Source organism: Paenibacillus sp. RC67 (genome assembly GCF_030020805.1).
In the GTDB taxonomy this organism is placed as follows: domain Bacteria; phylum Bacillota; class Bacilli; order Paenibacillales; family NBRC-103111; genus Paenibacillus_S.
On the sequence record NZ_CP125098.1, the window covers coordinates 7156306 to 7179496 of the forward strand.

At 47.3% G+C, this 23191-nt stretch carries 21 protein-coding genes; 7 read left to right on the forward strand and 14 right to left on the reverse strand.

The genetic code is table 11. From position 1 onward, the window contains the following. Positions 1 to 54 precede the first annotated feature (54 nt). Complete coding sequence (locus tag QMA13_RS32305; RefSeq protein WP_282937734.1) at positions 55 to 498, reverse strand: DUF948 domain-containing protein; 444 nt, start codon at positions 496 to 498, stop codon at positions 55 to 57. Between the two features lie 242 nt (positions 499 to 740). Here QMA13_RS32305 and QMA13_RS32310 point away from each other — a divergent pair, with 242 nt between their 5' ends. Next, entirely contained in the window at positions 741 to 902 is a 162-nt protein-coding gene (locus QMA13_RS32310; RefSeq protein WP_282937735.1) for a hypothetical protein, read from the forward strand. A gap of 108 nt (positions 903 to 1010) precedes the next feature. On the opposite strand, the gene QMA13_RS32315 is transcribed toward QMA13_RS32310, so the two are convergent. The 9 genes from QMA13_RS32315 to QMA13_RS32355 all read right to left on the reverse strand — a co-directional run bounded on the left by QMA13_RS32315 (position 1011) and on the right by QMA13_RS32355 (position 13380). Continuing rightward, positions 1011 to 2189, reverse strand: a complete 1179-nt coding sequence (locus tag QMA13_RS32315; RefSeq protein WP_282937736.1) for an NAD(P)/FAD-dependent oxidoreductase — start codon at positions 2187 to 2189, stop codon at positions 1011 to 1013. 33 nt (positions 2190 to 2222) lie between these two features. Beyond that, positions 2223 to 2645 carry a helical membrane plugin domain-containing protein gene (locus QMA13_RS32320; protein WP_028549944.1) on the reverse strand — a complete coding sequence of 141 codons (423 nt, stop codon included), beginning with the start codon at positions 2643 to 2645 and terminating at the stop codon, positions 2223 to 2225. A gap of 428 nt (positions 2646 to 3073) precedes the next feature. Next, positions 3074 to 4123, reverse strand: coding sequence for a Leu/Phe/Val dehydrogenase (locus QMA13_RS32325; protein ID WP_282937737.1), 1050 nt, complete (start codon positions 4121 to 4123; stop codon positions 3074 to 3076). Positions 4124 to 4299: 176 nt separating this feature from the next. Beyond that, on the reverse strand, positions 4300 to 4851 hold the full coding sequence (locus QMA13_RS32330; RefSeq protein ID WP_282937738.1) for a hypothetical protein: 552 nt from the start codon (positions 4849 to 4851) through the stop codon (positions 4300 to 4302). Positions 4852 to 4919: 68 nt separating this feature from the next. Further along, positions 4920 to 6119, reverse strand: coding sequence for a glucose-1-phosphate adenylyltransferase (locus QMA13_RS32335; RefSeq protein WP_282937739.1), 1200 nt, complete (start codon positions 6117 to 6119; stop codon positions 4920 to 4922). Positions 6120 to 6374: 255 nt separating this feature from the next. Further along, entirely contained in the window at positions 6375 to 7562 is a 1188-nt protein-coding gene (locus QMA13_RS32340; protein WP_282937740.1) for an ATP-binding protein, read from the reverse strand. Between the two features lie 42 nt (positions 7563 to 7604). Next, on the reverse strand, positions 7605 to 8483 hold the full coding sequence (locus QMA13_RS32345; protein WP_282937741.1) for a CheR family methyltransferase: 879 nt from the start codon (positions 8481 to 8483) through the stop codon (positions 7605 to 7607). A 38-nt stretch (positions 8484 to 8521) separates the two neighbouring features. Continuing rightward, the gene (locus QMA13_RS32350; protein WP_282937742.1) at positions 8522 to 12202 is read right to left on the reverse strand and encodes a response regulator; all 3681 of its coding nucleotides are present in this window, start codon (positions 12200 to 12202) and stop codon (positions 8522 to 8524) included. A gap of 32 nt (positions 12203 to 12234) precedes the next feature. Then, positions 12235 to 13380 (reverse strand): SpoIIE family protein phosphatase, encoded by a 1146-nt coding sequence (locus tag QMA13_RS32355; protein ID WP_282937743.1) that lies wholly within the window; start codon positions 13378 to 13380, stop codon positions 12235 to 12237. 316 nt (positions 13381 to 13696) lie between these two features. On the opposite strand from QMA13_RS32355, the gene QMA13_RS32360 reads away from it, so the two are divergent. Both QMA13_RS32360 and QMA13_RS32365 read left to right on the forward strand, forming a co-directional pair. Continuing rightward, positions 13697 to 14143 (forward strand): YflT domain-containing protein, encoded by a 447-nt coding sequence (locus QMA13_RS32360; RefSeq protein ID WP_282937744.1) that lies wholly within the window; start codon positions 13697 to 13699, stop codon positions 14141 to 14143. Between the two features lie 69 nt (positions 14144 to 14212). Next, positions 14213 to 14377 (forward strand): DUF1328 domain-containing protein, encoded by a 165-nt coding sequence (locus tag QMA13_RS32365; RefSeq protein WP_282937745.1) that lies wholly within the window; start codon positions 14213 to 14215, stop codon positions 14375 to 14377. A gap of 95 nt (positions 14378 to 14472) precedes the next feature. On the opposite strand, the gene QMA13_RS32370 is transcribed toward QMA13_RS32365, so the two are convergent. The 3 genes from QMA13_RS32370 to QMA13_RS32380 all read right to left on the reverse strand — a co-directional run bounded on the left by QMA13_RS32370 (position 14473) and on the right by QMA13_RS32380 (position 16706). Continuing rightward, positions 14473 to 14976: a DUF4188 domain-containing protein gene (locus QMA13_RS32370; protein WP_282937746.1), complete on the reverse strand. Its 504-nt coding sequence runs from the start codon at positions 14974 to 14976 to the stop codon at positions 14473 to 14475. 34 nt (positions 14977 to 15010) lie between these two features. Beyond that, a complete protein-coding gene (locus tag QMA13_RS32375) occupies positions 15011 to 15646 on the reverse strand; it encodes a TetR/AcrR family transcriptional regulator (RefSeq protein WP_282937747.1) in 636 nt (211 codons plus the stop codon). A 109-nt stretch (positions 15647 to 15755) separates the two neighbouring features. Continuing rightward, positions 15756 to 16706, reverse strand: a complete 951-nt coding sequence (locus QMA13_RS32380; RefSeq protein ID WP_282937748.1) for a DMT family transporter — start codon at positions 16704 to 16706, stop codon at positions 15756 to 15758. Positions 16707 to 16841: 135 nt separating this feature from the next. Here QMA13_RS32380 and QMA13_RS32385 point away from each other — a divergent pair, with 135 nt between their 5' ends. The 4 genes from QMA13_RS32385 (at position 16842) to QMA13_RS32400 (ending at position 22071) form a co-directional block, all read left to right on the forward strand. Then, positions 16842 to 18185, forward strand: a complete 1344-nt coding sequence (locus QMA13_RS32385; protein WP_282937749.1) for an aminotransferase-like domain-containing protein — start codon at positions 16842 to 16844, stop codon at positions 18183 to 18185. A 129-nt stretch (positions 18186 to 18314) separates the two neighbouring features. Continuing rightward, positions 18315 to 19406 (forward strand): GerAB/ArcD/ProY family transporter, encoded by a 1092-nt coding sequence (locus tag QMA13_RS32390; protein WP_282937750.1) that lies wholly within the window; start codon positions 18315 to 18317, stop codon positions 19404 to 19406. After that, positions 19403 to 20935, forward strand: coding sequence for a spore germination protein (locus tag QMA13_RS32395; RefSeq protein WP_282937751.1), 1533 nt, complete (start codon positions 19403 to 19405; stop codon positions 20933 to 20935). Before QMA13_RS32390 ends, QMA13_RS32395 begins: the two co-directional genes overlap by 4 nt. Beyond that, positions 20932 to 22071 carry a Ger(x)C family spore germination protein gene (locus QMA13_RS32400; protein WP_282937752.1) on the forward strand — a complete coding sequence of 380 codons (1140 nt, stop codon included), beginning with the start codon at positions 20932 to 20934 and terminating at the stop codon, positions 22069 to 22071. The genes QMA13_RS32395 and QMA13_RS32400 overlap by 4 nt, the downstream gene beginning before the upstream one ends. Positions 22072 to 22137: 66 nt before the next feature. On the opposite strand, the gene QMA13_RS32405 is transcribed toward QMA13_RS32400, so the two are convergent. Then, positions 22138 to 23019: a glycoside hydrolase family 43 protein gene (locus QMA13_RS32405; protein ID WP_282937753.1), complete on the reverse strand. Its 882-nt coding sequence runs from the start codon at positions 23017 to 23019 to the stop codon at positions 22138 to 22140. Between the last annotated feature and the right edge of the window lie 172 nt (positions 23020 to 23191).

The following is a 23191-nucleotide window of genomic DNA, read 5'->3' on the forward strand; positions in this document are numbered from 1 at the left end:
GTTAATAACTTTCAGCCCTATATTTCCCACTATGATGGATGATGTGCAATCTTCTTATTTGACCGGCGATTGATGCCGTTTGATCTGATGCCAGGCGTCAAGCACCAACGGAGCCAACTGCAAGGCTTTGGCAATCTTGCCCGATATCGGCTGGCAAGCTTCCTCTGTTACTTTGTCCTTAATCGTACGTGCTACCGTGGTAGATGCCTGCTTCACCGAAGATGTGATCTCTTCTACTGCTTCTCCGACCTGCTTGACTGAATCGAATGTCGGTTCTAAGGCATGCAGCTTCTGCAATACGTCCAATGTAACCTCACTCGTATGCTGGAGCAGCTCGGAGGCTTCCATAGTTACTGATTTCATTTCGCTTTGAAGCTCACGAATAGTCGTATTTGTTTGTCCTAACAAAGAAGTTACCGAACGCAGTGTTGTAATTAGAAAAACGACCAGTACTACAAAAGCTATTGCGATGATGGCTACACTAATTTGAATGATCATGGGTTCCCCTCCTAAGAGTTTTTACTGAAAGTAAAAACTTTCTTCGTAAGCGTCTGCTTGAGTTTTTACTGAAAATAAAAACTTTCTTCGTAAGCGTGTGCTGAGTTTTTACCTGTTCTAACCTTATTCGGCTATTACCCCCACCCAGCTTGGATGAAACTTGATTCGTCCCAGAGAGGCCAGGGTAATACATACTACTAGCGCTTCACCAATTCGAAATGAATGTAAAGGAGCGATGCGTCATGGAAGAGTTAAAAAGCGTAGATATTGAAAAGAAAAATATCGAACAAAAGTATGATAAGGGGCTTGTCGCCTCAACCTTCATTAAATATGCTGCCTACATCGTTATTTTCTTCGGATTCCTATACTTCATTGTTCGTTATATATTCCCGATGTTCCGGTAGTACTAGAACTCATCAAAAACCTTCACCCCACGATTTTCCTTCGGGGACGATTACATGCAAAAAAAGCCTTACTACGGGAATCCCGAAGTAAGGCTTTTTCCTTATGAATTAATAGGCAAGCGTGAAAAGACCGTTGATGTGAGACAAGTAACGCATGTTACTTGCTTCTTTCATCAATGTAGCAGGTAAGCCTTTCAAGCGTGTTTGGTTCGCACCGATCGTACCGATACCATCTTTGCGGCCAAGGCTCGCAAGAGTACCGGAGAATACAGGGCTGAACTGTTGTTGAGGTCCGTTGTTGAAGTAAGCGAAAATATTGTAGCCAATCGTTTCGCCCATTTGCCATGCCAATTGAGCTGTAGGAGGATAAGGACGTCCTTCATTGCCCATAACAACCGCGCTGTCACCAGCCAAGAATACATCTGGATGGGAAGTGGATTGCAGATTTTCTGTTACTGTAGCGCGACCACGGTTAACTTCGATACCACAGTTAGCAACAACCGAGTTACCTTGAACGCCGCCCGTCCATACCAATGTGTTGGTGTCGATTGCACGTCCGTCTTTCAACGAAACCGTAGTTGAAGTCATTTCCGTAATAGGTACGCCAGTCAAGAACTGAACGCCGCGTTTTTCCAAGCTTGTTTGAGCACGTTCAACCAATTCAGGTGCAAAGCCAGCTAGAATGGAAGGACCTGCTTCTACGCAGTACAAGGAAATTTCGCTGAAGTCGATACCTTTTTTACGGCACAAGCCTGGAAGCATATCTGCAAATTCGCCGACAAGCTCAACACCTGTAAGACCGCCGCCACCGATAACGAAAGTAGCGTCTGCTTTGTCTTTTGTTTTAACATAAGCATCGATACGCTCTTCAACGTGTGCACGCAAACGGTTGGCGTCAGCTGCCGATTTCAGGATGAAGCTGTTTTCTTGCAGGCCTGGAATTCCGAAGAATGCCGTTTCACTGCCCAAAGCAATGACAAGAACGTCATACTCATAAGTTTTGCCGCTTGCCAAAAGAACCTTCTTCTCGTCCGGGCTGATTTTTTCTACTGTATCGATGCGCAGATTCACATCTTTACCGCGAAGCAGCTTTTCCAAAGGAAGTGCTACCGCTTGCTCGGACAAATTACCTGCAGCTAATCTATGAAGCTCGGTAATGATTTGGTGAGTTGGGAAACGATTCACAACCGTGATGGTTGCTTCTTCTGCTGTCATATATTTGCGAGCTGTCATTGCAGTCAACAAACCGCCGTAACCGCCGCCTAAAATTAATATTTGCTTCGACATACTTATCCTCCGTTCTATGATCGATCCAATGGATTAATGCTGTTCCTTCTGTTCACGGCGCTCAGCCATAACATCAAGGAAAGCTTGAGAAAGCTGAAGCATTTTTTGCACTTGTGGATCTTTCAGCATTCTAAGCATGCCGAACAGTCCGATCGAAGATGTTTGTGCTGTTGCTACACGATCGTTAGCTTCGATTGCAGCCGATGCAATACCTTTTGCACCCTCTTGAATCGGTTTTACGAATTCTTCCATACCGCCCTTGATATCCTCGATCAGTACTTGGTCCGTCACTACGTTTTGTACTACATCGTAGGTTTTTGTCAGGATGGTAACCAATTCTGCCAATTTGGGCAGGTTTTCAACCAGGACAGTAAGAGATTGCTGCACCTCAGGCTTCATCAATTGGTCAAGAACATCCGCAGATTCGCGCGAAATCGTTTGTGTTGCTTCTGACATAAGTAACGTCCTCCTTTGCTTTGAGATAGAAAACCGTCAGTGTCTGCATCCCTGTTCATTTCTATAGCTTTTCCGTCTCAAGGAGATTTATGAAAAATTGGAATTCAGCCTAAATGTAACTTTTTTCACAAGTAAGAGCGAAGTCCATCATTAATTTTTTATCCTTGCGATAGAACAGGTGCGAACGGAATCCTATGTAGTTCCTATTATACTCCTAGTTCGTAAAATAGAAAAAAGCAATTTTCGACAATTGTGAACATTTAGGGAACAAATTCAGCGGTTTTACGGATTCTTACGGCCTTTATGGCATGAAATCAGCACTTTTTACATACAAGCCTGCCGTTTCCTTCCAAATTGAAAACAAAAACGCCGTCTTTGGCTGTTTTCTTTAGCAGAAGAACCAAGAGAACGGCGCTGGCCTGTAGCGCTTATGGCAACACCCGAGATAACCGCTGCTCTGCAAGCTTATCGGCTGCAGCTGATGTTGCGATGCCTTCCGATAGGGAAGCTTGATACACCGTGGAAAGGGTCGCTGAGATCCGCTCCACCTGCCGTCTGGCGATGGACTCATCGTAGCCGTTTAGCTCGGCAGCCGTAACAATAATGCCTCCGGCATTGATAACATAATCCGGAGCATAAAGAATGCCCGCATCGTTCAGCATGATCCCATGCTTCTCTTCGGCAAGCTGGTTGTTGGCGGCTCCTGCAATGATTCGACATTGAAGCTGCGGGATCGTACTATCGTTCAGTATTGCCCCAAGCGCGCAGGGTGCAAATATATCGCATGCGCAAGCATAAATATGATCGGGATGCACCGCGGCTGCTCCATATTGTTGAACGGCATTGCGTACGCGCTGGTCATCCACATCCGTCACAATTAACCGTGCTCCTGCACCATGCAGATAGCGGCAAAGAAAAGAGCCAACCTTCCCTAAGCCCTGTACAGCAACGGTGATATTTGCCATTGTATTCGACCCATTATCTTGCATAAGGGATTGATTCATGCCCAGGAATACACCGTACGCCGTCATCTCTGCCGTAAAATCTCCCGTCGCGCACAGCGAGCCTGTCGTATCCGTTACATAACCGGTTTCCAAACGGACAACATCCATATCCTGCACCGTAGTCCCCAGATCGATACCGGTAACATAGCGGCCCCGCAGCGTTTCAATAAATCGGCCAAGAGCTCGAAAAACGTCCTTGCGACGGAAGCTGTCAGGCCTTCCCATAACAACCGCTTTTCCGCCTCCGTAAGAAAGGCCTGATACGGCGCATTTATAGGTCATTCCCTTGGCAAGCCGAAGGGCATCCCGAATGGCGTCTTCCTCTGTAGCGTAATCCCACATGCGGCATCCTCCAAGCGCTGGGCCCAGGCTAGTGCTGTGAATTGCTATGACCACCTTCAATCCGCTGTTCCGATCCTGGCACAAAACGAGCTGCTCCGCATTGTCCAGCTCCATTGCTTTCCATAATTCCATAGAGAAGTCCCCTTCGCTCTAAGCCAATTGATCAGGGTTTGGATAACATAAGTCTACTATAGTCATATTCAATGGCATGGACGCTGGTGACTCAAGGCTTCTTTTCAACGCACGAAAAACCCCGTCTCCTAATGGAAACGAGGCTCATAGAACCATGTAGTTATTTCTTCTGCCGCTCACTGAGCTGCCTCATGAAAGTAATGGACCGAGGTAACCTTACCGCTTGCGGTATCGATATATATTTTTAAAGCGTTGGCTCCATCTTTATACACAATGCCATCCTCGCTGACAAAATAAGGCTCCCCCAGTGTTTCTTTCAGCTTTACAATATCCATAGGAAGCAGCTGACCGTCGATGTCCAGCTTGCCTGCCGCTGCCGGAACCACCAAATACTCGATGGCACCATCAACCAAAGTGATGCTGCAGTCCTTAAAGGTGTATGTTTTTAACGATGGTAATATTTCATCCTGCAAAATGGATAAGGGCTGTCCTTTCATTTCGAACACCGTCTTCAAATCATCTGTTAACGATAATCCGTTCACCGTTTGGAAACCTGACGGTTGACTGCCGGCTTCAATCCCTTCGGCAATGTTCCCTGCAGAAGCCTGTGAGCCATCAAATGAGTAAGGGCTCATAGCCAAGGCCGTCTCTTCTTGAGCCGGTTGAAACCCTCCAAATCCTACTCCTATACATATCCCCGTTATTAATATCCAAGACATCCTGTTCATGTTCCTTCCCCTCCCTAAGATGGTGTTAGGATCCAAAAACATGCTGCCGGAAAACAGTAAACCTAATACTAACCTATGAGCTCCGCATGTAATTGATTAGCGGAAACGAATATTTTGGGCAGCTTCTGACCCTGTGCGTTTACGATCTCGCGATCTCCAACAACCGTAATCGAATGGTTAGTCATAGAACCACATATTGCCCCATCGCGTACGACGGCGTCTTCCCCAATAATCGATCTGTAGATGGTCACTCCATTACCGATTTGTGCGCCCGGCATGATGACACTGTCATAGATTCGACTGCCTTGCCCGATAACGACTTCGGTTGAAATAACGGAATTCTCTACCTGCCCATGAATGGTACAATCCGAGCAAACCAGCGATTGCTTCACTTGACCTAACGATTCTATAAACCGCGAAGCCGTCACGCCTTTAGCACTATATAGCGGTCTGGAAGCCAAGCTCGATGTAAAAAGGGGATTTCTGCCCAGCAAATCCATATGAGCTTCCCACAAGCTGTCGATTGTGCCAACATCTTTCCAGTAGTCCTTGAATTCGTGGACATGAAGCTTAGCGTCTTCCTTCAACATAGCCGGGATAACATTTTTACCGAAATCATGGCTCGACGTCGTATCTTCGGCATCCCGTTCCAAATAGGCTCGAAGGAATGAAGTTTTGAATATATAGATGCCCATGGAGGCAAGGTTGCTTGTCGGCATTTTCGGTTTCTCCGCAAACTCGGTAATTCGTCCCTCAGAGTCTGTCTTCATAATGCCAAACCGGCTTGCTTCCGACATAGGCACCGGAGTTACAGCAATGGTGGCATCCGCCTCTGTGGCCAAATGTTGCTCCAGCAGCTTGCGATAATCCATATGATAAATATGGTCTCCCGAAAGAATGAGAACCGTATCCGGATTATATTTCTCAATAAACGGCCAATTGCGGTAGATCGCATCCGCCGTTCCCTGGTACCCGGCATCTCCGATATGGGCCTGACGGGACGAAAGTAAAGCAATCTCCCCCCGCTCCGGCTGTTCTAACCAAGCGGAGCCCAAACCGATATGATGATGCAGAGACTCAGGACGATATTGTGTCACTACACCAACCGTGTCGAGGCAGGAATGTCGGCAGTTACTAAGCGCAAAATCAATCATTCGGGCTGAACCGCCAAAATGGACGGCAGGCTTCGCCTTTTGACTCGTCAGTATGCCCAATCTCTTTCCTTCCCCTCCGGCAAGCAGCATAGCTACACATTGCTTTTGTTTCATCCCGTCATCACCAAACCTTTCAGTTTATGTAGATTCATGATCCTCATACTATTGATTAAACGAAGGGGATATCATTGAAACAATCGCTTTTGGATTTGGGCAGTCCTGATTAGTATGATCTTTAATCGATTTTTCACTCTTTTTATCGCAGTTGAATTCCATCCCAGACTTTACATCATCTAAAAAACAAAACAAAAAAAGCCTATCGCTTTTTATAGGCATTTTCATTATTTATTCGATTTATCTAATTGTGGACTAAAAGGTTTGTTCCTCCAGCACCCCTACTTGCGCGCGTATCGTAAACACAAACTTGGCTCCAGCTGTGTAATTAGTATCCAAGTGAATCGAACCGCCAAGCAGCTCGGAGAAGTTTTTACAAATTGCAAGACCTAAGCCGGTACCGCCATATTTGCGGGTTGTGGAGGAATCTAATTGGGAAAATGGTTTGAAAAGGACGTCACGCTTCCGAAGAGGAATTCCGATTCCTGTATCCTGCACGGCAAATTCGATTTCTACGTCGCTGTGGCTGTGGGAAAGCTCTCTGACGGATAAATGAACCCCTCCGCGCTCCGTGAATTTCACGGCATTTCCAAGTAAATTAACAAGGATTTGTCTCAATCTGGACTCATCACCTACCAGCAGCTCAGGCAGCCGCGGATCAATCTCATAAGTGATGTCCAACGATTTGCGTCGGGTTTCCAGAAGAAAAAGACCTACCGATTCTTGCAAGCACGAATGAAGGTGGAAGAGCTCCTCGGTAATTTCCATTTTTCCGGATTCAATTTTGGATAGATCGAGAACATCATTCAATATGGTAAGCAGGGAAGCTCCGCTTTTGCGAATCGTTTCCGAGTACTCCCTCTGCTCAGCCGACAGCTTCGTATCGAGAAGCAGATCCGCCATCGCCAGCACCCCATTGAGCGGGGTCCGAATTTCATGACTCATTACCGCTAAAAATTCAGATTTGGCTCTGGCAGCCTGCTCCGCCTCCTCTTTCGCAAACTGCAGCTCTTTCGTTCGCTCCTGCAATAGGGCTGTCTGTCTCTGCAGTTCCTGCTGGGTCACATAAATATGAACGAAGCCTTCGATTTTGGAACGAAGGACATGCGGCATGACAGGCTTCACCATGTAATCAATAGCCCCAACAGAATAGGCAGTACAGGATTGATCCTGCTCATGATAGGCAGCGGTAACGAAAATAATAGGCACAGCCTTGGATTTGTCACGTGATTTGATCCATTTGGCCGTCTCAAAGCCATCCATTCCCGGCATCTGCACGTCCAGAACAATAACAGCAAAATCATAGGTCAGCAGACAGCGAAGAGCCTCTTCTCCTGAATAAGCCTTGACCAGATGGTATGGCTGATCGCCAAGCATAGCCTCAAGTGCCAGGAGATTCTCCGGTTGATCGTCAACAAGCAAAATATGAATCGATTCATTCATTGAAGCTTTCCCATTCCCTTCCATTGCTGCATTTGAATCACTTTACTTGATCTTGCAATACATTTTTTCCTGCGGATCTATCATTTCGTAACATGCGGCATGCTTTGTAAATGTAATCGTTTCTTTGTCACCCAGAATAAACACACCCGAGCGGCTCAAGCTCTCATACATGAGGTCATGTACTTTGCTCTGCAGCTCGGAGTTAAAGTAAATAAGTACATTGCGGCAAAAAATAACATGAAATTCATTGAAAGAGCGGTCCGTCACCAAATTATGCTGTGCAAATACAATATTTTTCCGTAAAAACGATTGAAGATAGGCCGCATCATCGGCCGTCGTATAATAACGTGAAAATTCATCCTTGCCGCCGGCATGAATATAATTTTTCGTATACTCCCGCATTTTTGTCAGAGGATACACGCCCTTCTCGGCACGCTGCAGCACATCCTCATTCATGTCGGTCGCATACAGCATCGTTCGGTCGTACAAGCCTTCCTCATATAGCAAAATGGCCATGGAATACACTTCTTCACCTGTCGAACATCCGGCATGCCAAATACGGATAGCAGGCACATTCCGCAGCAGCGGGATGACCTTTTGCCGGAAGGCGGCGAACAAGCTCGGGTCACGAAACATTTCGGTGACATGGATAACCAAGTCAGATACAAGACGCTCCATACAGTTTCTGTCATGCATCACTCTAGCCTGCAGCTCGGACACCGTCTGCAATCGTTCCCCGTAAAGTCGGTGATAAATACGCCGACGTAATGTTGGGTAAGCATAGTGGCGAAAATCGTATCCATACAGCCTAAATAGGCCTTCAAGCAGAAGTCCGATTTCTATTCGCTCACGTTCTGCTTCCTCGTCCACAGGGTTCTCAACACGCTCTGTGGTTCCTGGTGTCCAAACATCCCCTTTCACACCTAGCCTCCTCTCAAGAAATTTGTTTCGTCATCCCTTTATTTACAGAGCCATACTCGGATGAGGGAAAGCAGCTGCTCCGTATGAACGGGCTTTGTAATATAATCGGACGCCCCTGCCTGAACACACTTCTCGCGGTCATCCTTCATAGCTTTGGCCGTAAGGGCAATAATCGGTAAGCGTTCGAACTGCGGTTGGCTGCGAATGGCGCGCATCGCTTCGTAACCGTCCATTTCCGGCATCATAATATCCATGAGTACTAGATCAAAGTTCGGATTTTCCGCCAGACGCTCCAGTGCTTGCTTGCCTGTTTCCGCGAAGGAAGTCTGCATATCATAACGCTCTAATAAATTCGAGAGCGCGAACACATTGCGAATGTCATCGTCTACAAGCAGTACTTTTTTACCGGAGAATACGGCTTCTTTACTGTGCAGCTTTTGAAGGATCCGGCGCTTCGCTTCCGGAAGATTCTCCTCAACCCTGTGAAGGAACATAGCCGTTTCGTCCAGCAGACGCTCCGGTGATTTGACATCCTTAATAATGATAGACTCGGCATACTTTTTAAGCCGCAGCCGCTCCTTGCTGTCCCATTTATGCTCCGTATAAATAACGATGGGCAGCCGACGCAAGCTTTCCTCCGATTTGATTCGGTCCAGCAGCTCGAACTCAGCCAGATCGGTTGGCCCCATATCGATGACCATGCAGTCAAACGATTGGCTCTGAAGTTCTTTCCATGCCTCCACTCCATCAGACACACTAACAATATGAACATCGTCATGTTCAATCAGCTCCAACAAGCTGTTTCGTTGATTCTCGTCATTTCCTACAAGCAGAAGCCTTCTCATACTGCTGTCCAAAAATGCCTCAATCTGCACGAACGCCTGCTCCAGGCTTTCCTTGCTGGATGGTTTTTGCAAATAGGCCATCGCTCCCATAGAGAGACCTTGTTGGATTTCATCTACGACAGAAACGATATGCACTGGAATATGACGTGTGCCAGGATCATTTTTCAGGTGAACGAGAATCGACCACCCATCAATAACAGGAAGCTGAATATCAAGCAATATGGCATCAGGCTTATATTCTTTAGCCAACTGCAGTCCAATGTCTCCTTGGAGAGCCGCAATAGTCTTGAATCCTCGCTCGCGGGCTGTATCGATACAAATTTGAGCGAAGTGCACATCATCCTCCACGATTAACAGCACACGGTCGCCTTCCTCCAAGGAGCTGCGGTCATCGGATAGCATCGGTGTCTTGTTGATTGGAGACTTCTCGTAGGATGAACCTCGCTGTAGTCTTTCATGAAGCTGTAGAGGCTCTGCCCTCAGTGGCTCCGTATCCGATGTGGCTGCAGCTTCCTTGCTGCCATAAAACAAGGACTCGTGATTTTGAGGCACATAAAATGTAAATTGGCTTCCTTCGCCTTCAACGCTCTCCAGCTCAATACAGCCGCCAAGCAGCCCAGCCATCTGTCGACTGATCGAGAGTCCAAGGCCCGTACCACCATAATTGCGGCTCGTCGTACCGTCAGCCTGCTGGAAAGCCTCGAAGATCATCCTTTGCTTCTCCTCAGGGATGCCTATTCCTGTATCCGCAATCGTAAACCGAAGCATAGATGCATCTTCAACATACGTACCGATCTGGAGCGAGACACTGCCTTGCGTTGTAAATTTAAACGCGTTGGAAAGTAAATTTTTCAGCACCTGCTGAAGACGAAGCGTGTCCGTGACCATTTCCTTTGGAGTTCCTTCTTCTATTAGAATGTCGAACGACAGCCTTTTCTTCCTCGCGAGCGGTGCAAATGCCTTAAAGAGGGAATCCGCGATATCTTGAATCAAGATAGGTTCGGTATGGAGCTCCATCTTGCCGGATTCCACCTTGGCCAAATCAAGCACGTCATCGATCAGTTTCAGCAAATCGGTTCCCGACGAATAGATCGTCTCCGCATATTCGACCTGCTTGCCGCTCAAATTCCCTTCCTTGTTCTCTTGTAATAACTGAGATAGGATCAGCAGACTGTTAAGAGGCGTCCGCAGCTCGTGCGACATGTTGGCGAGAAATTCCGATTTATATTTGGAGGCAAAAGCCAGCTCGAGCGCCTGCTTCTCCAGTGCGTCGTTAGCATGCTCAATTTGACGGTTCATTTCTTCCGATTCCAAGATCTGCTCTTCAAGCTGCTTGGTTTTGCCCAGTAAGTCGGAGTTGATCTGCTCGAGTTCCTCCTGCTGGCGCTGCAGCAGCTCCTCAGAGGCTTGTAAAGCTTTGGTTTGCTCTTCCAGCTTCTCATTAGAAGACTTCAGCTCGTCCTGCTGGCTTAACAGCTCCTCCGATTGGCTCTGCAGCTCATCGGTTAACATTTGTGAAACACGCAGCAGCTCTTCTACTCGCAGCTGTCCGCGAATGCGCTGAACCGTCACCGCGGCAATCTCGCTAAGACGATCTAACAATTGGAGCTCCAGCTCCGTTAGCGAACGAAGTGCAGCTACCTCGAAAACCGCTACAACCTCGTCTAAGGAAACAGCAGCGCGAACAGCTAGCGACAAAGGGGCAATTTCTCCGAATGAGGAGCTAATCTTCACGTAATCGGACGGAACCTCCGAAATGTCGATAGGCTTCCCGTCCAAAGCACATTGTCCGATAAGCCCCTGTCCGGGAACAACCACCTTCAACGGTTCCGCCTCATCGGAACGAGCGTAAGTCCCTTGTAACAAAAAGCGCTGATTAGCCTTATTTATGCCTTCTGATTTTTTCTCGGCGATGTAGATCGCCCCGCTCTGCGCGCCGATAATTCGGCTAAGCTCACCAATAAATGTGTGAGCCATTTCCTCGAAACAGCGGGCTTCCTGCAGCGCTGTCGTGACGAATGAAATATGGGATTCAAGCCATGCCTGGTCGGCATTCAAACGACTTAACTGACGTTCTTTGGCTGTCGTTTCCTCCAAATCCTCCGCTATTTCATTAAAGATATGGGCAATATCGGCAAACTCATCCGTCGTTCTAATATCAATACGATAGGAGCCCATCCATTTGCCTTGCTCTTTCTCAGCGCCAAAGTTAGAGATAATGCCAGATAACATCCCAAGCCCCCGTGTTACGCTCAGAACAATCCAGAACATGATGCCAATTCCAAGCAGCAGGCTTACAATGGTCAGCAGCAAGGTGTACAGGTAGGCGCGGCTATTAGCATCCTCCGCAGCGGTCAAAGCCTGCTTCATGGATTCTTCCTGATAGTCCGTCATGGAACTGATACTGCCTACAAAATCGTCCTGATAGCCGATACCGAGAGCTGTACGCAGCTGGTTCGCTTCTGCCTGCTTTCCCGCTCTATACAGCTGAATGACATCATCCTTGTACTGCAAAAACTTTTTCCCATTAGTCACAATGTCAGCCGCTAATGACTGCTCCATGGTTCCTTTAAATTCGGAATCCATTCGATTGAGCGCTCTGGTCACGATCGTGCTATCCGTACGAATGGCCTCTATATATTGACTTGACTTGGAAGGATCGGCATTCAAAAGCAGATTGGCCAGCACTTTAGCTAGCTCCGTCGTTCCGTCACGAAGCTCTGCCGTAAGCTGTACCTTCATATAGCGATTGTTATATATTTCGGTCATGCTCTCATCAATAGTATTTAATCGGTTGATGCCAATCCCTGCGAGCATGAACATGAGAATCATTAGGGTGCCGAAGCCGAGAAATAGCTTGGATTTAATTTTCATACATTCTCTCCTTCTAGCCAAATCCAGTCATTCTACTTCGCTCGAACCATGACCATACAAATATCGTCCTCCTGCTCCTCTCTGATTTCAGGAGGAATGAGGCGGTCTATAATGCAAGTCAGCTCAGGCTCTTCGCTGCATGAAACAAGCTCCCGAATGAGCTTGTCCGTTTCATCCTGTCCTTCCTCTTCTATGGCCTCCAGAAGACCATCCGTATATAAGTAAAGCTGAATTGGCTGTTCGTATTCAAACACCATTTTTTGAATGTTCATCTGCTCAAAAAAGCCTACCGCACAGCCTCCTTGGTCCAATAAACGGACGGGCTTTCCTCTTTCAAACAGCATACCTGGCGGATGTCCGGCATTCACATACTCAATGGTCTTCGCTTCCGTATCAATCAATAAATAGATCGCCGTAAAATAATAGCTGAAGCTGTTATTTTTACGATTGTTCAATTGGTTCATATACCGATTTAACTCGGCAATGACCAGGTCCGGCGATACATAGCGGGTGATTGTGTCCTGCATGACCGAGGAAATGAACATACATACAAGCGACGATGAAATGCCATGTCCCATCATATCGAGCAGAACAATTCCATAACGGTGATCGTCAATGCGATACCAGGAATATAAATCCCCTGCAAGCTCATAGGAAGGATGGTAGGAAGCACTGATATCTAGCACATCCGTATGGATTGGCTGACTCAGCACGCTGCTTTGTACCTGTTTGGCCAGCTCAAGCTCGCTCTTGATGCGGGCGTCATTTTCTTTATGCCAATCCTTCTCATGCTTCAATCGAAGCGCGACCCCGATGCGGGCAATCAGCTCCACCTTGTTGATGGGCTTCACGACATAATCGGAGGCACCGGCCTCCAGCACCTCTGCCAACAAATTGGAATCACCGAGTGCCGTTACGATAATGATGGGTATGTCCTTAAGCTCCTCACATTGTTGAATACGTCTGCAAGCCTCCAGCCCATCCATTTCAGGCATCATCATATCAAGTAATATTAAGTCTACCGGTTCTTTAGGACCTGCACCTGTACCTACATTTAATAGATCAAGCAGCTCCAGGGCGGAAGACAGCTTAATAAAATGAGAGTATCCCTTATTGCTTAATATTTTTTCAATTACCATCAAATTGATGGGGTTGTCATCCACGATCACGATATTCATCTGCTGCAAATCCCCTATCGTTACGCTTTTTGCTTCCTTCTTATTATAAATATTGTTCTATAAATATGTAACCATTCTGAACAAAATTGAATCACCGATGAAGTATTGTTTCACTACGATAACACGCGGTTAAGTAAAGGCATGCCAGTCACGGCAGTTAGACAACCTCAAGCAATCACGAATACTGTGATGAAACTGGCGAAGCTAGCTTCATCGAAAGCGTGGCAACGCATCCGATGAGAGTTTTCTTTGAAACTCTCCAGCGCTTACGGAGCAAGCTTTCTTCGAACTTCGAAAACTCTAAGGAGGGATTACCATGAATAACAAAGTGAGGCTGGTAATGACAGAAGAACAGGCGATTGAGGCCATTCGTTCTTTCCGCAGAGAAGGCTACGCACTTGAAGAAATCTACGTGCTGGCCCACGACGACAAAACGACCGAAGGACTAGCTGACTTGATGGACACAAACAAGGTAGGCTTGTATGAAGAAGGGATTGCCAACACCTTCGCGAACTTGTTCCGTTCCAAAGGAGACCAACTTCGCTCCAAAATGCATTCGCTTGGCCTAACCAAGGATGAAGCCGATCATTTTGAAGGAGAGCTGGACAAAGGGAAAATTCTTGTCATGGTATGGTATGACGATATCGATCGTCATGATCTGGAGGACGCACGCCGACGTGATCTACATCGCGAAGAGCCGGTCGTTCCGCCTGCAGGACTTTATCTATCCGACACTATGGGGCCGGACGGAACATTGCGCTAGCAGGTATACCGTCATATAACCGATAGGAACTGCTCATTGAACCAAAACCAACTTCAGGAGGTGAGGCATATGTTAAGCTGGGCACTTTTATTTCTAGTCGTTGCGATCATTGCCGGAGTCTTCGGATTTCTTGGGATTGCTTCCGCGGCAGCCGGTATTGCCAAAATATTGTTCGTTATATTCCTAATCTTGTTTGTCATCACATTGATCATGGGCCGAAGACCTTCAGCCTGAGGAGATTAATCTGGTTAGAATAAGATATACGATAAAAAGGAGCTGACTTCCCAATATATTGGGGTACAGCTCCTTTTTATGTCATCGTCTGAGAATCAGCCGGATACTTCCGAACCCGATCCATACCTGTCGGCATCCAACCGTTGCCGGGCGCTCTCCCTTCTGTTAGTCACGGGAATGTGGGAGCCTGCCTGCGCCAAACCGAACACGGGCATGTTGCTGTAAAAGCATTCATGCTTCCCTTCATCAATCAAGTAAGACTCATGATAAATCCCTACCGTTCCGCTTGTTCCGACCTTTTGGTTAAACTCGCGCCAGGCTGTCAGATGAATCGCTCCATGTCTTGCGTAGTGCTCCAGCTGCTCAAAGCTTCTCCAATATTGAACGATGGACAAACCGCGCCATGAGAGGAAATAACTAGCTGATAAAAATCCAAGATCCGGATTCTGATACAGCTCCTTCAGCATTTTGGGCATTGCTTTCATTACCGGTACCCACTTGTGCACTGCCCACAGCTTGTTAATGCGCATCCCGATGATAAAGACAACGAAGGAGCCATCCATCTGCGCCGTATACCTTCCTGGGATTACCTTTGACATCCTGCAACTCACCCTTCTATATTCAAATAGGTTGTTAACTGCGCATTAACAGCTTCAAATGAGCATCATATACTCCCATGACATCTTTCGAGCGGTACAGATGGGCCGTGAGAAACGCACCATAAAAGATCGTAAAGGCCATCTGCACAGCAGCTGCAGACGTTATCCCTTCCCTCAGCTCTCCATTGGTGTAAGCCTCATCCATAAACTGTCTATACAGCTCGAACAGATTCGGGTCCCGTCTTCCCAGCTCCATATGATCGGGAAACAGGAGGTATACTTCCGCTTCGCTTAGCTTGGGCATACACGGATGCATCTTCATCTCGGATAAAAAGCTGATCAGGCTTAGCATCAAGCCGGGCCATTTCTTGGAACGCTCGGCTACGTCCGAGAAAATATGACGCAATGCAGCAAATCCCCGTTTCGGTTCCTTCGCAAGCTCAATCATACGTTCCGTCAACCACACTCTCATGTAATAAACGAGCACGTCTTCCTTCTGGCGAAAAAACTTAAAGAACGTCACCTTCGATATTTCCGCCTTGCGGCAAATATCTTCCAGATATACTTCCCGAAACGATTTCTCGCCGATCAGCTCCAAGCTGGCTTCGTACAAGGCTAATTTGGCTCGGGCTTTTTTCAGCTCCCGTAAAGCTATTGTGTTTTCCTGCACGTTGGGTAAAATCCTTCCGCATAAAAATTAACTTGTATAAATAAATTAACACGAGTTAACTTTTATTTCAACATAAATTTCCTGAAATAGAGGGTCCACGAACCGTTTTTTACATGGACTCCTTCTGTTCTCTCAACTCTAGCCTGGAACCAAGCCTAACTTTATCCAAAAAGTTCGTTCCGAGAACTCCTGCCACAATCATGACCGCACCGATCACGTGATAATATTTCAGCTGTTCGCCTAGGAACACGACCCCTGCTCCCATGGAGATCAAAGTCGACAAGTTGCTGAACACGCTGAGCTTGGATGCCTCCATCCGTGATATCGCATAAGTCAGAAGCAAGGTGGTGCCCAAAGAAGACAGAACACCCAAATACAACGTCGACAAGACAAATGTAGGCGAAGCCAGCGGCTGAACAAAGGCGTGGATGCTGCCGTCCAACCCGTGCTTGACAAGAGCCATTCCATTAAAGCATACGAACCCGATCGTCAGCATAATGAAGGATATTTCCATCCCCTTGAACTTTTGACTTATAGGTCGCGCCAACACGTTATATCCGGCAAACGACAGGCAGGACAGCAGCAGTAAAGAAATGCCCAGCAGATGATCGGCAGATAGTCCGGCGCCTTGCATGATGAATATAAATACGACTCCGGCTACCGACACCATAACGGACAGCTTTTGCCATAGAGTCGTCCTTTCTTTTAAAAAGATCGAGGCAAGTATCATCGTAAATATAGGCACTGTGGCCTGAATAATGCCCCCCTCCGACGAGGAGCTATAGCTTAATCCGTAACCTTGAAAGCTGAAAAACATCGCCGGATACAGCAAGGACAAGGGTAAAATCCGTACAATATCTTTCCAGCTTATGTTGAGGCGAACCCACCCGAATAGAACGGGAATACCAATAGCCAACCAGGAAATAGTGAAGCGATGCGCCATCGCATCCATAGGGTCCGATACGGCCAACGCCAGTTTTACAAATAGAAACGACAAACTTATAATGATGGCGTATAAGGACGCAGCCAAATAAGCCTTTGCTTGCGAGGTACCTAGCATTCCAATCACTCCTATTCATCTATAAAGCATCATTTGCCGGCCGGCATATTTACTATAAGTTAGCGACCAACCGCATACAACACAAATAACCGCTATCTGTACCGATACAGATACGGCTGAAGGAGGGAACGTTCAATGCTCAAGTATGAACAGCTTATTCAAGACATGGAAGGCCGCATCGAACGCGGCGATTTCAAGGATGGACACAAGCTTCCTCCTATCCGTACGCTCGCCGAGCAGTATGAATGCAGCAAAAGCACAGTCATCAATGCTTACGACGAGCTGGAGCGGCGGCACCTTATTTATTCGATCCCCAAGAGCGGCTACTACGTAGTTAAACGCGATAACCGATCCGAGCAGCAGGAACCATCCGCAATGATAGATTTAACCTCTGCGGCACCGGACCCGAGCGTGTTTCCCTATGTCGATTTTCAGCATTGTATCAACAAAGCGATCGATATGTATCAAAACGACTTATTCCAATACGGTACGCCTAGCGGACTCCCTTCCTTGATTCGTGTGCTTCATAAGCAGTTAGCCAATTACCAGGTCTTTGCCAAGCCGCACCAAATTTGCATTACATCCGGTATACAGCAGGCGCTAGCCATACTAACATCCATGCCTTTTCCGAATCAAAAGAAGACCGTACTTATCGAGCAGCCCAGCTACCATTTGTACATTCAGCTGCTGGAAACGTATGGTGTGCCGGTTATCGGTATCAAGCGAACGGCTCAGGGCATCGATTTCGATGAGCTTGAGAGGCTATTCCGCACCGGGAATATCAAACTGTTCTACACTATGCCTCGGTTTCACAATCCGCTTGGAACGTCGTACTCCACCCGGGAGAAAAAAATTCTTGCTGAGCTAGCGGAGAAATATGACGTCTACATCGTCGAGGATGACTACTTAGCCGATCTGGAGGATGACCCCAAGTCTGATCCTATCTATGCCTACGACAGCTCGGCACATGTCATTTACTTAAAAAGCTACTCCAAAATTTTATTTCCTGGGCTGCGTGTCGGAGCTGCTGTAGTGCCTCCTGTCCTTGCAGACACGTTTAACAAGTATAAAAAGCTGCAGGATATAGACAGCTCCATGCTGTCTCAGGCTGCTCTTGAAATTTATATCCAAAGCGGCATGTTCAATCGGCATAAGCAAAAAATTCAGGCGGTCTACAAGCGGCGGATGGAGCATCTAACAAGAGCTTTGGATCGTGAGGGGGACATTGAGTTTGCTCCGCTGCACAAAGGGGCTCATACCCACATTGCAATCAGGGAACCGATCTCTATCACGGCCTTAAAAGAACGTTTGTTAAAAAAGCACGTGAGGCTGGATTCTGCCGATACCTATTATTTATCCGGATTTCCGAAAGAAAGCTTAATTAGGCTAAGTATTTCTAATGTAAAAGATGAGCACATTGAACAAACGGCTGGCTTAATAGCCGGAACCATCCGCAGTCTGCGTCGTGCCCCCTTCTAATAAGATTCCTATGAATCCGCCTTATACTGAGGCGGTCTTTATTTTGACCCCATTCGACAAAATCCAGTCTAAAACGCTCCCTTTTTGGATATGACTGCTAGGGTGAGATAAGGGAGCTGACCTGCAAGCATGAACTCGTCCAATAAAATTTCCGTGCTCCAATTGTGCATCATCTTGACCATGACCGTCGGGCTTGCTAATCACGTTACCGTGATTCCCTTGCTGCTTCAAACAGCCAAGAGGGATGCATGGATCAGCGTCATTGCCGCTTTTTTATTTTTTATAGCGTGGATATGGATTCCTTTCGCAATAGCAAGCAAAACAGGTCAAGCCAATCTCATCGATTGGCTTAAGAGTCATGTAGGAGTCTGGTTCGCACGACTGATACAGGGTGCCGCCGCAGCTTATTTATTATCCATCGCTTTCATAGCGATGAAAGAAACCGCGAATTGGACCAAGGTGACCTATTTGCCGCAAACACCGCTTATCGTCATTGTAATCAGTCTAGTCATACTGTGCTGCTACACGGCAAGCAAAGGCATCCAAGCGATTGCGATTACCGCGGGCGTTCTTCTGCCCTTCGTTGTGATTCTTGGCTATTTCGTTATGGGAGCTAATTTTCAATATAAGCGTTATAACCTTCTGTTTCCGATGATCACGAACGAACTTTCTTCCATTGCTCAATGTGCGATTTATATAGGAGGAGGATTTATTGAACTGATCGTCATCTTGTTCATGCAGCATTTTTTAAGCCGCCCTATCAAATGGGTTCACTTATTTGCACTGCTCTCCGTGATGTGCGGGTTGACTATAGGACCGCTTATAGGGTCTATTGCTGCCTTCGGACCGGAAGAAGCCGCTATGCTACGTTACCCAGCCTATGAGCAGTGGAGGCTCGTAACGATTGGGGATTACGTTGCGCACGTCGATTTTTTCTCTATCTATCAATGGCTTTCCGGAAGCTTTATCCGTATTTCCTTATCCATTTTTCTGATTGTGGATCTGTTTCAGGTGCGGCAGCCCCGCAAACGTCAACTCTTTATCAATCTGATCAGCTTATGCCTATTCATTCTCTGCTTACTGCCGATCAGTGACATGACTTACATTGCCTATATTCACAACTATTACGCCATAACCTTCTGTACGGCGTTTGTGTTCTCGCTGGTTCTCATCACTCTCGTGGTCGTAAAAAGCAAGCAGAAAGGACGAAGCAGCTTATGAAGTTTCTTCAATGGATACGTAAAACGCTGGAATCGCAGCGTACAACCTCACCGCTTACCAGAAGCCAGCCTTCAAAGACATTGACCCAATGGAACGAGGCGATGCTTCGCTCTTATTTCGCCCATTCGGCTGACGTAAGTGTCATTTCTCACAAATATACCAATGAGGCATGTCCCACGGTTGTTTTCGTTTACTGCGAAGGAATGATCGATTCCAAGCAAATGCTCGAGTGGGTCATCCCTAACTTAAACATCAGTATCAATGACCATTCCGACTGGAAAGCCATTACGGAAAATTTGACTGATCTGCTTCAGCTTCAATCGATTCGGGATGATGAAAGCTTGTTTACGTGTTTGTTCAGCGGGAATCTTATCATCGTATTTGAGTCTTTATCCTTGATCTACACCGTCTGCATTCCACAAATTCCACAGCGGACACCGGAGGAATCAGCGACGGAAATCTCGTTGAAAGGTCCTAGGGATGCCTTCACAGAGGAAATTTTCACAAATGTCGCTTTAATACGTAAACGGTTGCGGACGCCTTCCTTATGCAATGAACCGTTCGAAATAGGGGCAAGAAGCAAGACGAAGGTGTCGCTCATGTACATTCGAGACATTGCCAATCCGAATACGATCCAGGAAGCGCGTAATCGACTCAACAACATCCATGTTGACGCCTTATTGAGCAGTGCACAGCTTGAGGAAGGCATATCCGACCGTTCCTTTTCACTGTTTCCATTGATTGACTACATCGGGAGACCGGATTTTATTGCCGAATGCTTACTCCGCGGGCGCTTCGCCGTCATTGTGGATGGTTCGCCAATGGCACTCATCGCCCCATCTAATCTGACCGAGCAGCTCAAATCGCCGGAGGACCTGCACCTTACATTCTACTTCGTCAGCTTCGAAAGAGCGCTTCGGCTAGTCGGATTGTTTGTCGCCATATTCACTCCGGGCTTCTGGGTTGCCTTAAGCACTTTCAATATGGAGCAGCTTCCTTTTCCGCTGTTGGCAACCATCGTTACATCCCGTACCGGTCTCCCTACATCAGCGCCTCTTGAAGCGCTGCTTATGCTGTTCTTGTTTGAAATCTTCAGAGAGGCAGGCATACGGCTTCCCAAGGCTGTGGGACAAACGATCGCCGTTGTAGGGGGGCTCATTATCGGGGACGCAGCCATTCGTGCCGGACTGGCTTCACCTACCATGCTGATTGCCTCCTCCGTGACCGCTGTTGCTACATTTACTTTGGTCAATCAGTCTTTAAGCGGAACGGTGAGTGTTTTGCGGCTTTTTGTTCTAGTATGCTCCTCCATCATAGGGCTGTTTGGTTTCTTCGTCTCGATGTTCTTTATTGTCGTCTATTTATCCGGTCTGCGGTCATTCGGTCTCCCCTATCTCGCACCGCTGTCCCCAGTGACATTCAGAGGCTTGCTTCCTGCTTTGTTGGCGCTGCCCTGGAGCTCTGAGAAAACCCGGCCGGGCATGCTGAATACAATCGATTCTACTCGGGAAAGATCCGATTCGGAATGAAGCACATAGGAAGGGTCCTATGCCTGCTTGTAGGCATGTCGTTTATTACCGGCTGTTGGGATGCCCAAAATGTAGAGAAAATCAACTATATTACTTCCATTGGGCTTGATTACGAAAAACCGTATTACGTCGTTTATGCCCAATTGATGGAATTCTCGTCGATAGCCAAGCAGGAAAGTCCTCAGGGTAGAGGAAAAGCACTCAATTGGATAGGTAAAGGAAAAGGAGAAACGCTGAACCTAGCAATGAACGATCTTTACAATACGGCGCAGCATAGAATGGTATGGAGCCATGTGACCGCCATCATCATCGGAGAAAGAGCACTCAAGCAATGGCCGGGAAGTTATATAGACGCTTTAACGAGATTCCGGGAGATACGTCTCACTCCGTGGGTATTCGGCACCAAACAGTCCGTTGAGGAAATTATGAATGCCCCCGCTTTCTTCAACCTGTCTCCCCGTGAAACGATAGCGCACGCGCCTGCTGCCAATTATAAACAGCATTCCTGGATTCTTCCGCTTCAGTACATGACATTTCTGGGGGATTATTACGAGCCTGCCAGGACGGTCCTGCTGCCCATCTTATCGACCAATCCCGATCAATGGAAAAAATCCGGTAAGCCCGAAGCGAAGCTGGAGTGGGACGGTGCATTTATTATGAGCGGTAAAAAGATTAAGGGATCTTTAAAACAGGATGATTTAAAGGGGCTGCGTTGGGTAACTGGACAAACACTCCGCTCCCCGTTAAAGGTGCAAGAGAAAGGTAAATTATTAGGGGTCGTATCGCTCGAAGATCCGTTAATCCATATTGAAGTGAAGAATGCTTCGATGCAACCCCAGTATGATCTAGAAATTTCTTTGCAGGGGAATGTCGTCGAGTTGTTTGGGAATGCGCAGGAGAAGGAGCTTCTTGCAGCGGCTAAGAAAACGATCCAGAATGAAATCAGGTTCACTTATGAAAAAGGACTCGCCATTCATGCCGATGTGCTGCAGCTTAAATATGCCCTGTATCTTCAGCATTATAAAGACTGGAAAAAAATGTCCGAAGAACAGCTCAATTTAGATAAAGAGTCGCTGAACGATATCGAAGTCCAGCTCCAGCTATTGCATTCGGGCATGCTGAAGGAAAAGAAGTAACCTGCAGACTACATAGCACCAAACACAGCCCCCCATGCTCTTGGGGGGCTGTGTTTGAGTTAAGAGTTAGATTATTGAAGCTCCTACGTTTAAGGTTCCACCGCAATCCTCTACAGGAAAAATATGCGGTCGTTCGTTAGGGTTGTTGTTCGGTTTATGAATCGTCAGCATCAAGCCGCCCAGCAGCCCGTGGAACAGCATGCCATGTCCGCCGTCCTTCCGGTAAACCGGCTCTGCTTCATGCACCCAGGGTCCAATAATGTCCCCGTTCAAAGAGCGTGCGATGCCCATCGCATAGCCCTGCTCCCCAAAGCTGGACCATAGAAGTAGGAGTTCGCCTGTGCTGGAGCTATAAAAGAAAGGCCCATCCGTTACGAACGTATCCCCTTCCCGAACCGGCCGCACCCACGGCGCATCGGATGCCTTAAATAAGGTAATCACATCGCCCTGCGTCTCCGTCAAATCGGAGGATAAGCGCAATGCGCAGATTTCTCCGTCCTTAACCTGGAGCCATTCGTGGCAAAATACAATCCAGGGTTCCCCGGAACGATCCACATATAAGGTGCCATCCAAGCATTCCCAATCGACAGGCGTTACAGGACCACTGCCATGCGGCTTATAAGGGCCCTCCGGGCGATCAGCCTTAAGAATTTCGGTTGCGCGGCATCGGTCCTCTGACTTGAAGCTGGCAAACATGTAGTAGCTGCCCTTCCATTCATGTACCTCCGGTGCCCAATAATGACGGTCCGCCCAGAATGAAGCATCCGGTCGAAAGGCCGGGTGAGGCCCATCCCAGTTCACCAGATCATCGCTTACGTAAACGTCAAATCCTTGCGGCTTCCCGGCCCAGGCAGTCTCCCCCGAAGTACCGTACAAATAATATTTGCGTTCATGTTCAACCGGTAAAATGAACGGATCGCGAAGATGAATATCATCTAGTCTCTTCATCCAATTCTCCCTTTCTAGGCATGGGCGGAGGCTGCGTGCCTTATACCTACACGATTTCCATCGATATGCTCCCATTATACTTGGAAATTGGTAATTATTGTAGCGGAGCTCCGCAAATCGAAGAGCGTTAACGAACAAAAAGAGACCCGCATGCCAACGGTGGCTGCGGATC

Excerpts from the sequence above, each read along its gene's own strand:
- QMA13_RS32305 (WP_282937734.1), bottom strand. The coding sequence starts at position 498 with ATGATCATTCAAATTAGTGTAGCCATCATCGCAATAGCTTTTGTAGTA.
- QMA13_RS32310 (WP_282937735.1), top strand. The coding sequence starts at position 741 with ATGGAAGAGTTAAAAAGCGTAGATATTGAAAAGAAAAATATCGAACAA.
- QMA13_RS32315 (WP_282937736.1), bottom strand. The coding sequence starts at position 2,189 with ATGTCGAAGCAAATATTAATTTTAGGCGGCGGTTACGGCGGTTTGTTG.
- QMA13_RS32320 (WP_028549944.1), bottom strand. The coding sequence starts at position 2,645 with ATGTCAGAAGCAACACAAACGATTTCGCGCGAATCTGCGGATGTTCTT.
- QMA13_RS32325 (WP_282937737.1), bottom strand. The coding sequence starts at position 4,123 with ATGGAATTATGGAAAGCAATGGAGCTGGACAATGCGGAGCAGCTCGTT.
- QMA13_RS32330 (WP_282937738.1), bottom strand. The coding sequence starts at position 4,851 with ATGAACAGGATGTCTTGGATATTAATAACGGGGATATGTATAGGAGTA.
- QMA13_RS32335 (WP_282937739.1), bottom strand. The coding sequence starts at position 6,119 with ATGAAACAAAAGCAATGTGTAGCTATGCTGCTTGCCGGAGGGGAAGGA.
- QMA13_RS32340 (WP_282937740.1), bottom strand. The coding sequence starts at position 7,562 with ATGAATGAATCGATTCATATTTTGCTTGTTGACGATCAACCGGAGAAT.
- QMA13_RS32350 (WP_282937742.1), bottom strand. The coding sequence starts at position 12,202 with ATGAAAATTAAATCCAAGCTATTTCTCGGCTTCGGCACCCTAATGATT.
- QMA13_RS32355 (WP_282937743.1), bottom strand. The coding sequence starts at position 13,380 with ATGAATATCGTGATCGTGGATGACAACCCCATCAATTTGATGGTAATT.
- QMA13_RS32360 (WP_282937744.1), top strand. The coding sequence starts at position 13,697 with ATGAATAACAAAGTGAGGCTGGTAATGACAGAAGAACAGGCGATTGAG.
- QMA13_RS32365 (WP_282937745.1), top strand. The coding sequence starts at position 14,213 with ATGTTAAGCTGGGCACTTTTATTTCTAGTCGTTGCGATCATTGCCGGA.
- QMA13_RS32370 (WP_282937746.1), bottom strand. The coding sequence starts at position 14,976 with ATGTCAAAGGTAATCCCAGGAAGGTATACGGCGCAGATGGATGGCTCC.
- QMA13_RS32380 (WP_282937748.1), bottom strand. The coding sequence starts at position 16,706 with ATGCTAGGTACCTCGCAAGCAAAGGCTTATTTGGCTGCGTCCTTATAC.
- QMA13_RS32385 (WP_282937749.1), top strand. The coding sequence starts at position 16,842 with ATGCTCAAGTATGAACAGCTTATTCAAGACATGGAAGGCCGCATCGAA.
- QMA13_RS32390 (WP_282937750.1), top strand. The coding sequence starts at position 18,315 with ATGAACTCGTCCAATAAAATTTCCGTGCTCCAATTGTGCATCATCTTG.
- QMA13_RS32395 (WP_282937751.1), top strand. The coding sequence starts at position 19,403 with ATGAAGTTTCTTCAATGGATACGTAAAACGCTGGAATCGCAGCGTACA.
- QMA13_RS32400 (WP_282937752.1), top strand. The coding sequence starts at position 20,932 with ATGAAGCACATAGGAAGGGTCCTATGCCTGCTTGTAGGCATGTCGTTT.
- QMA13_RS32405 (WP_282937753.1), bottom strand. The coding sequence starts at position 23,019 with ATGAAGAGACTAGATGATATTCATCTTCGCGATCCGTTCATTTTACCG.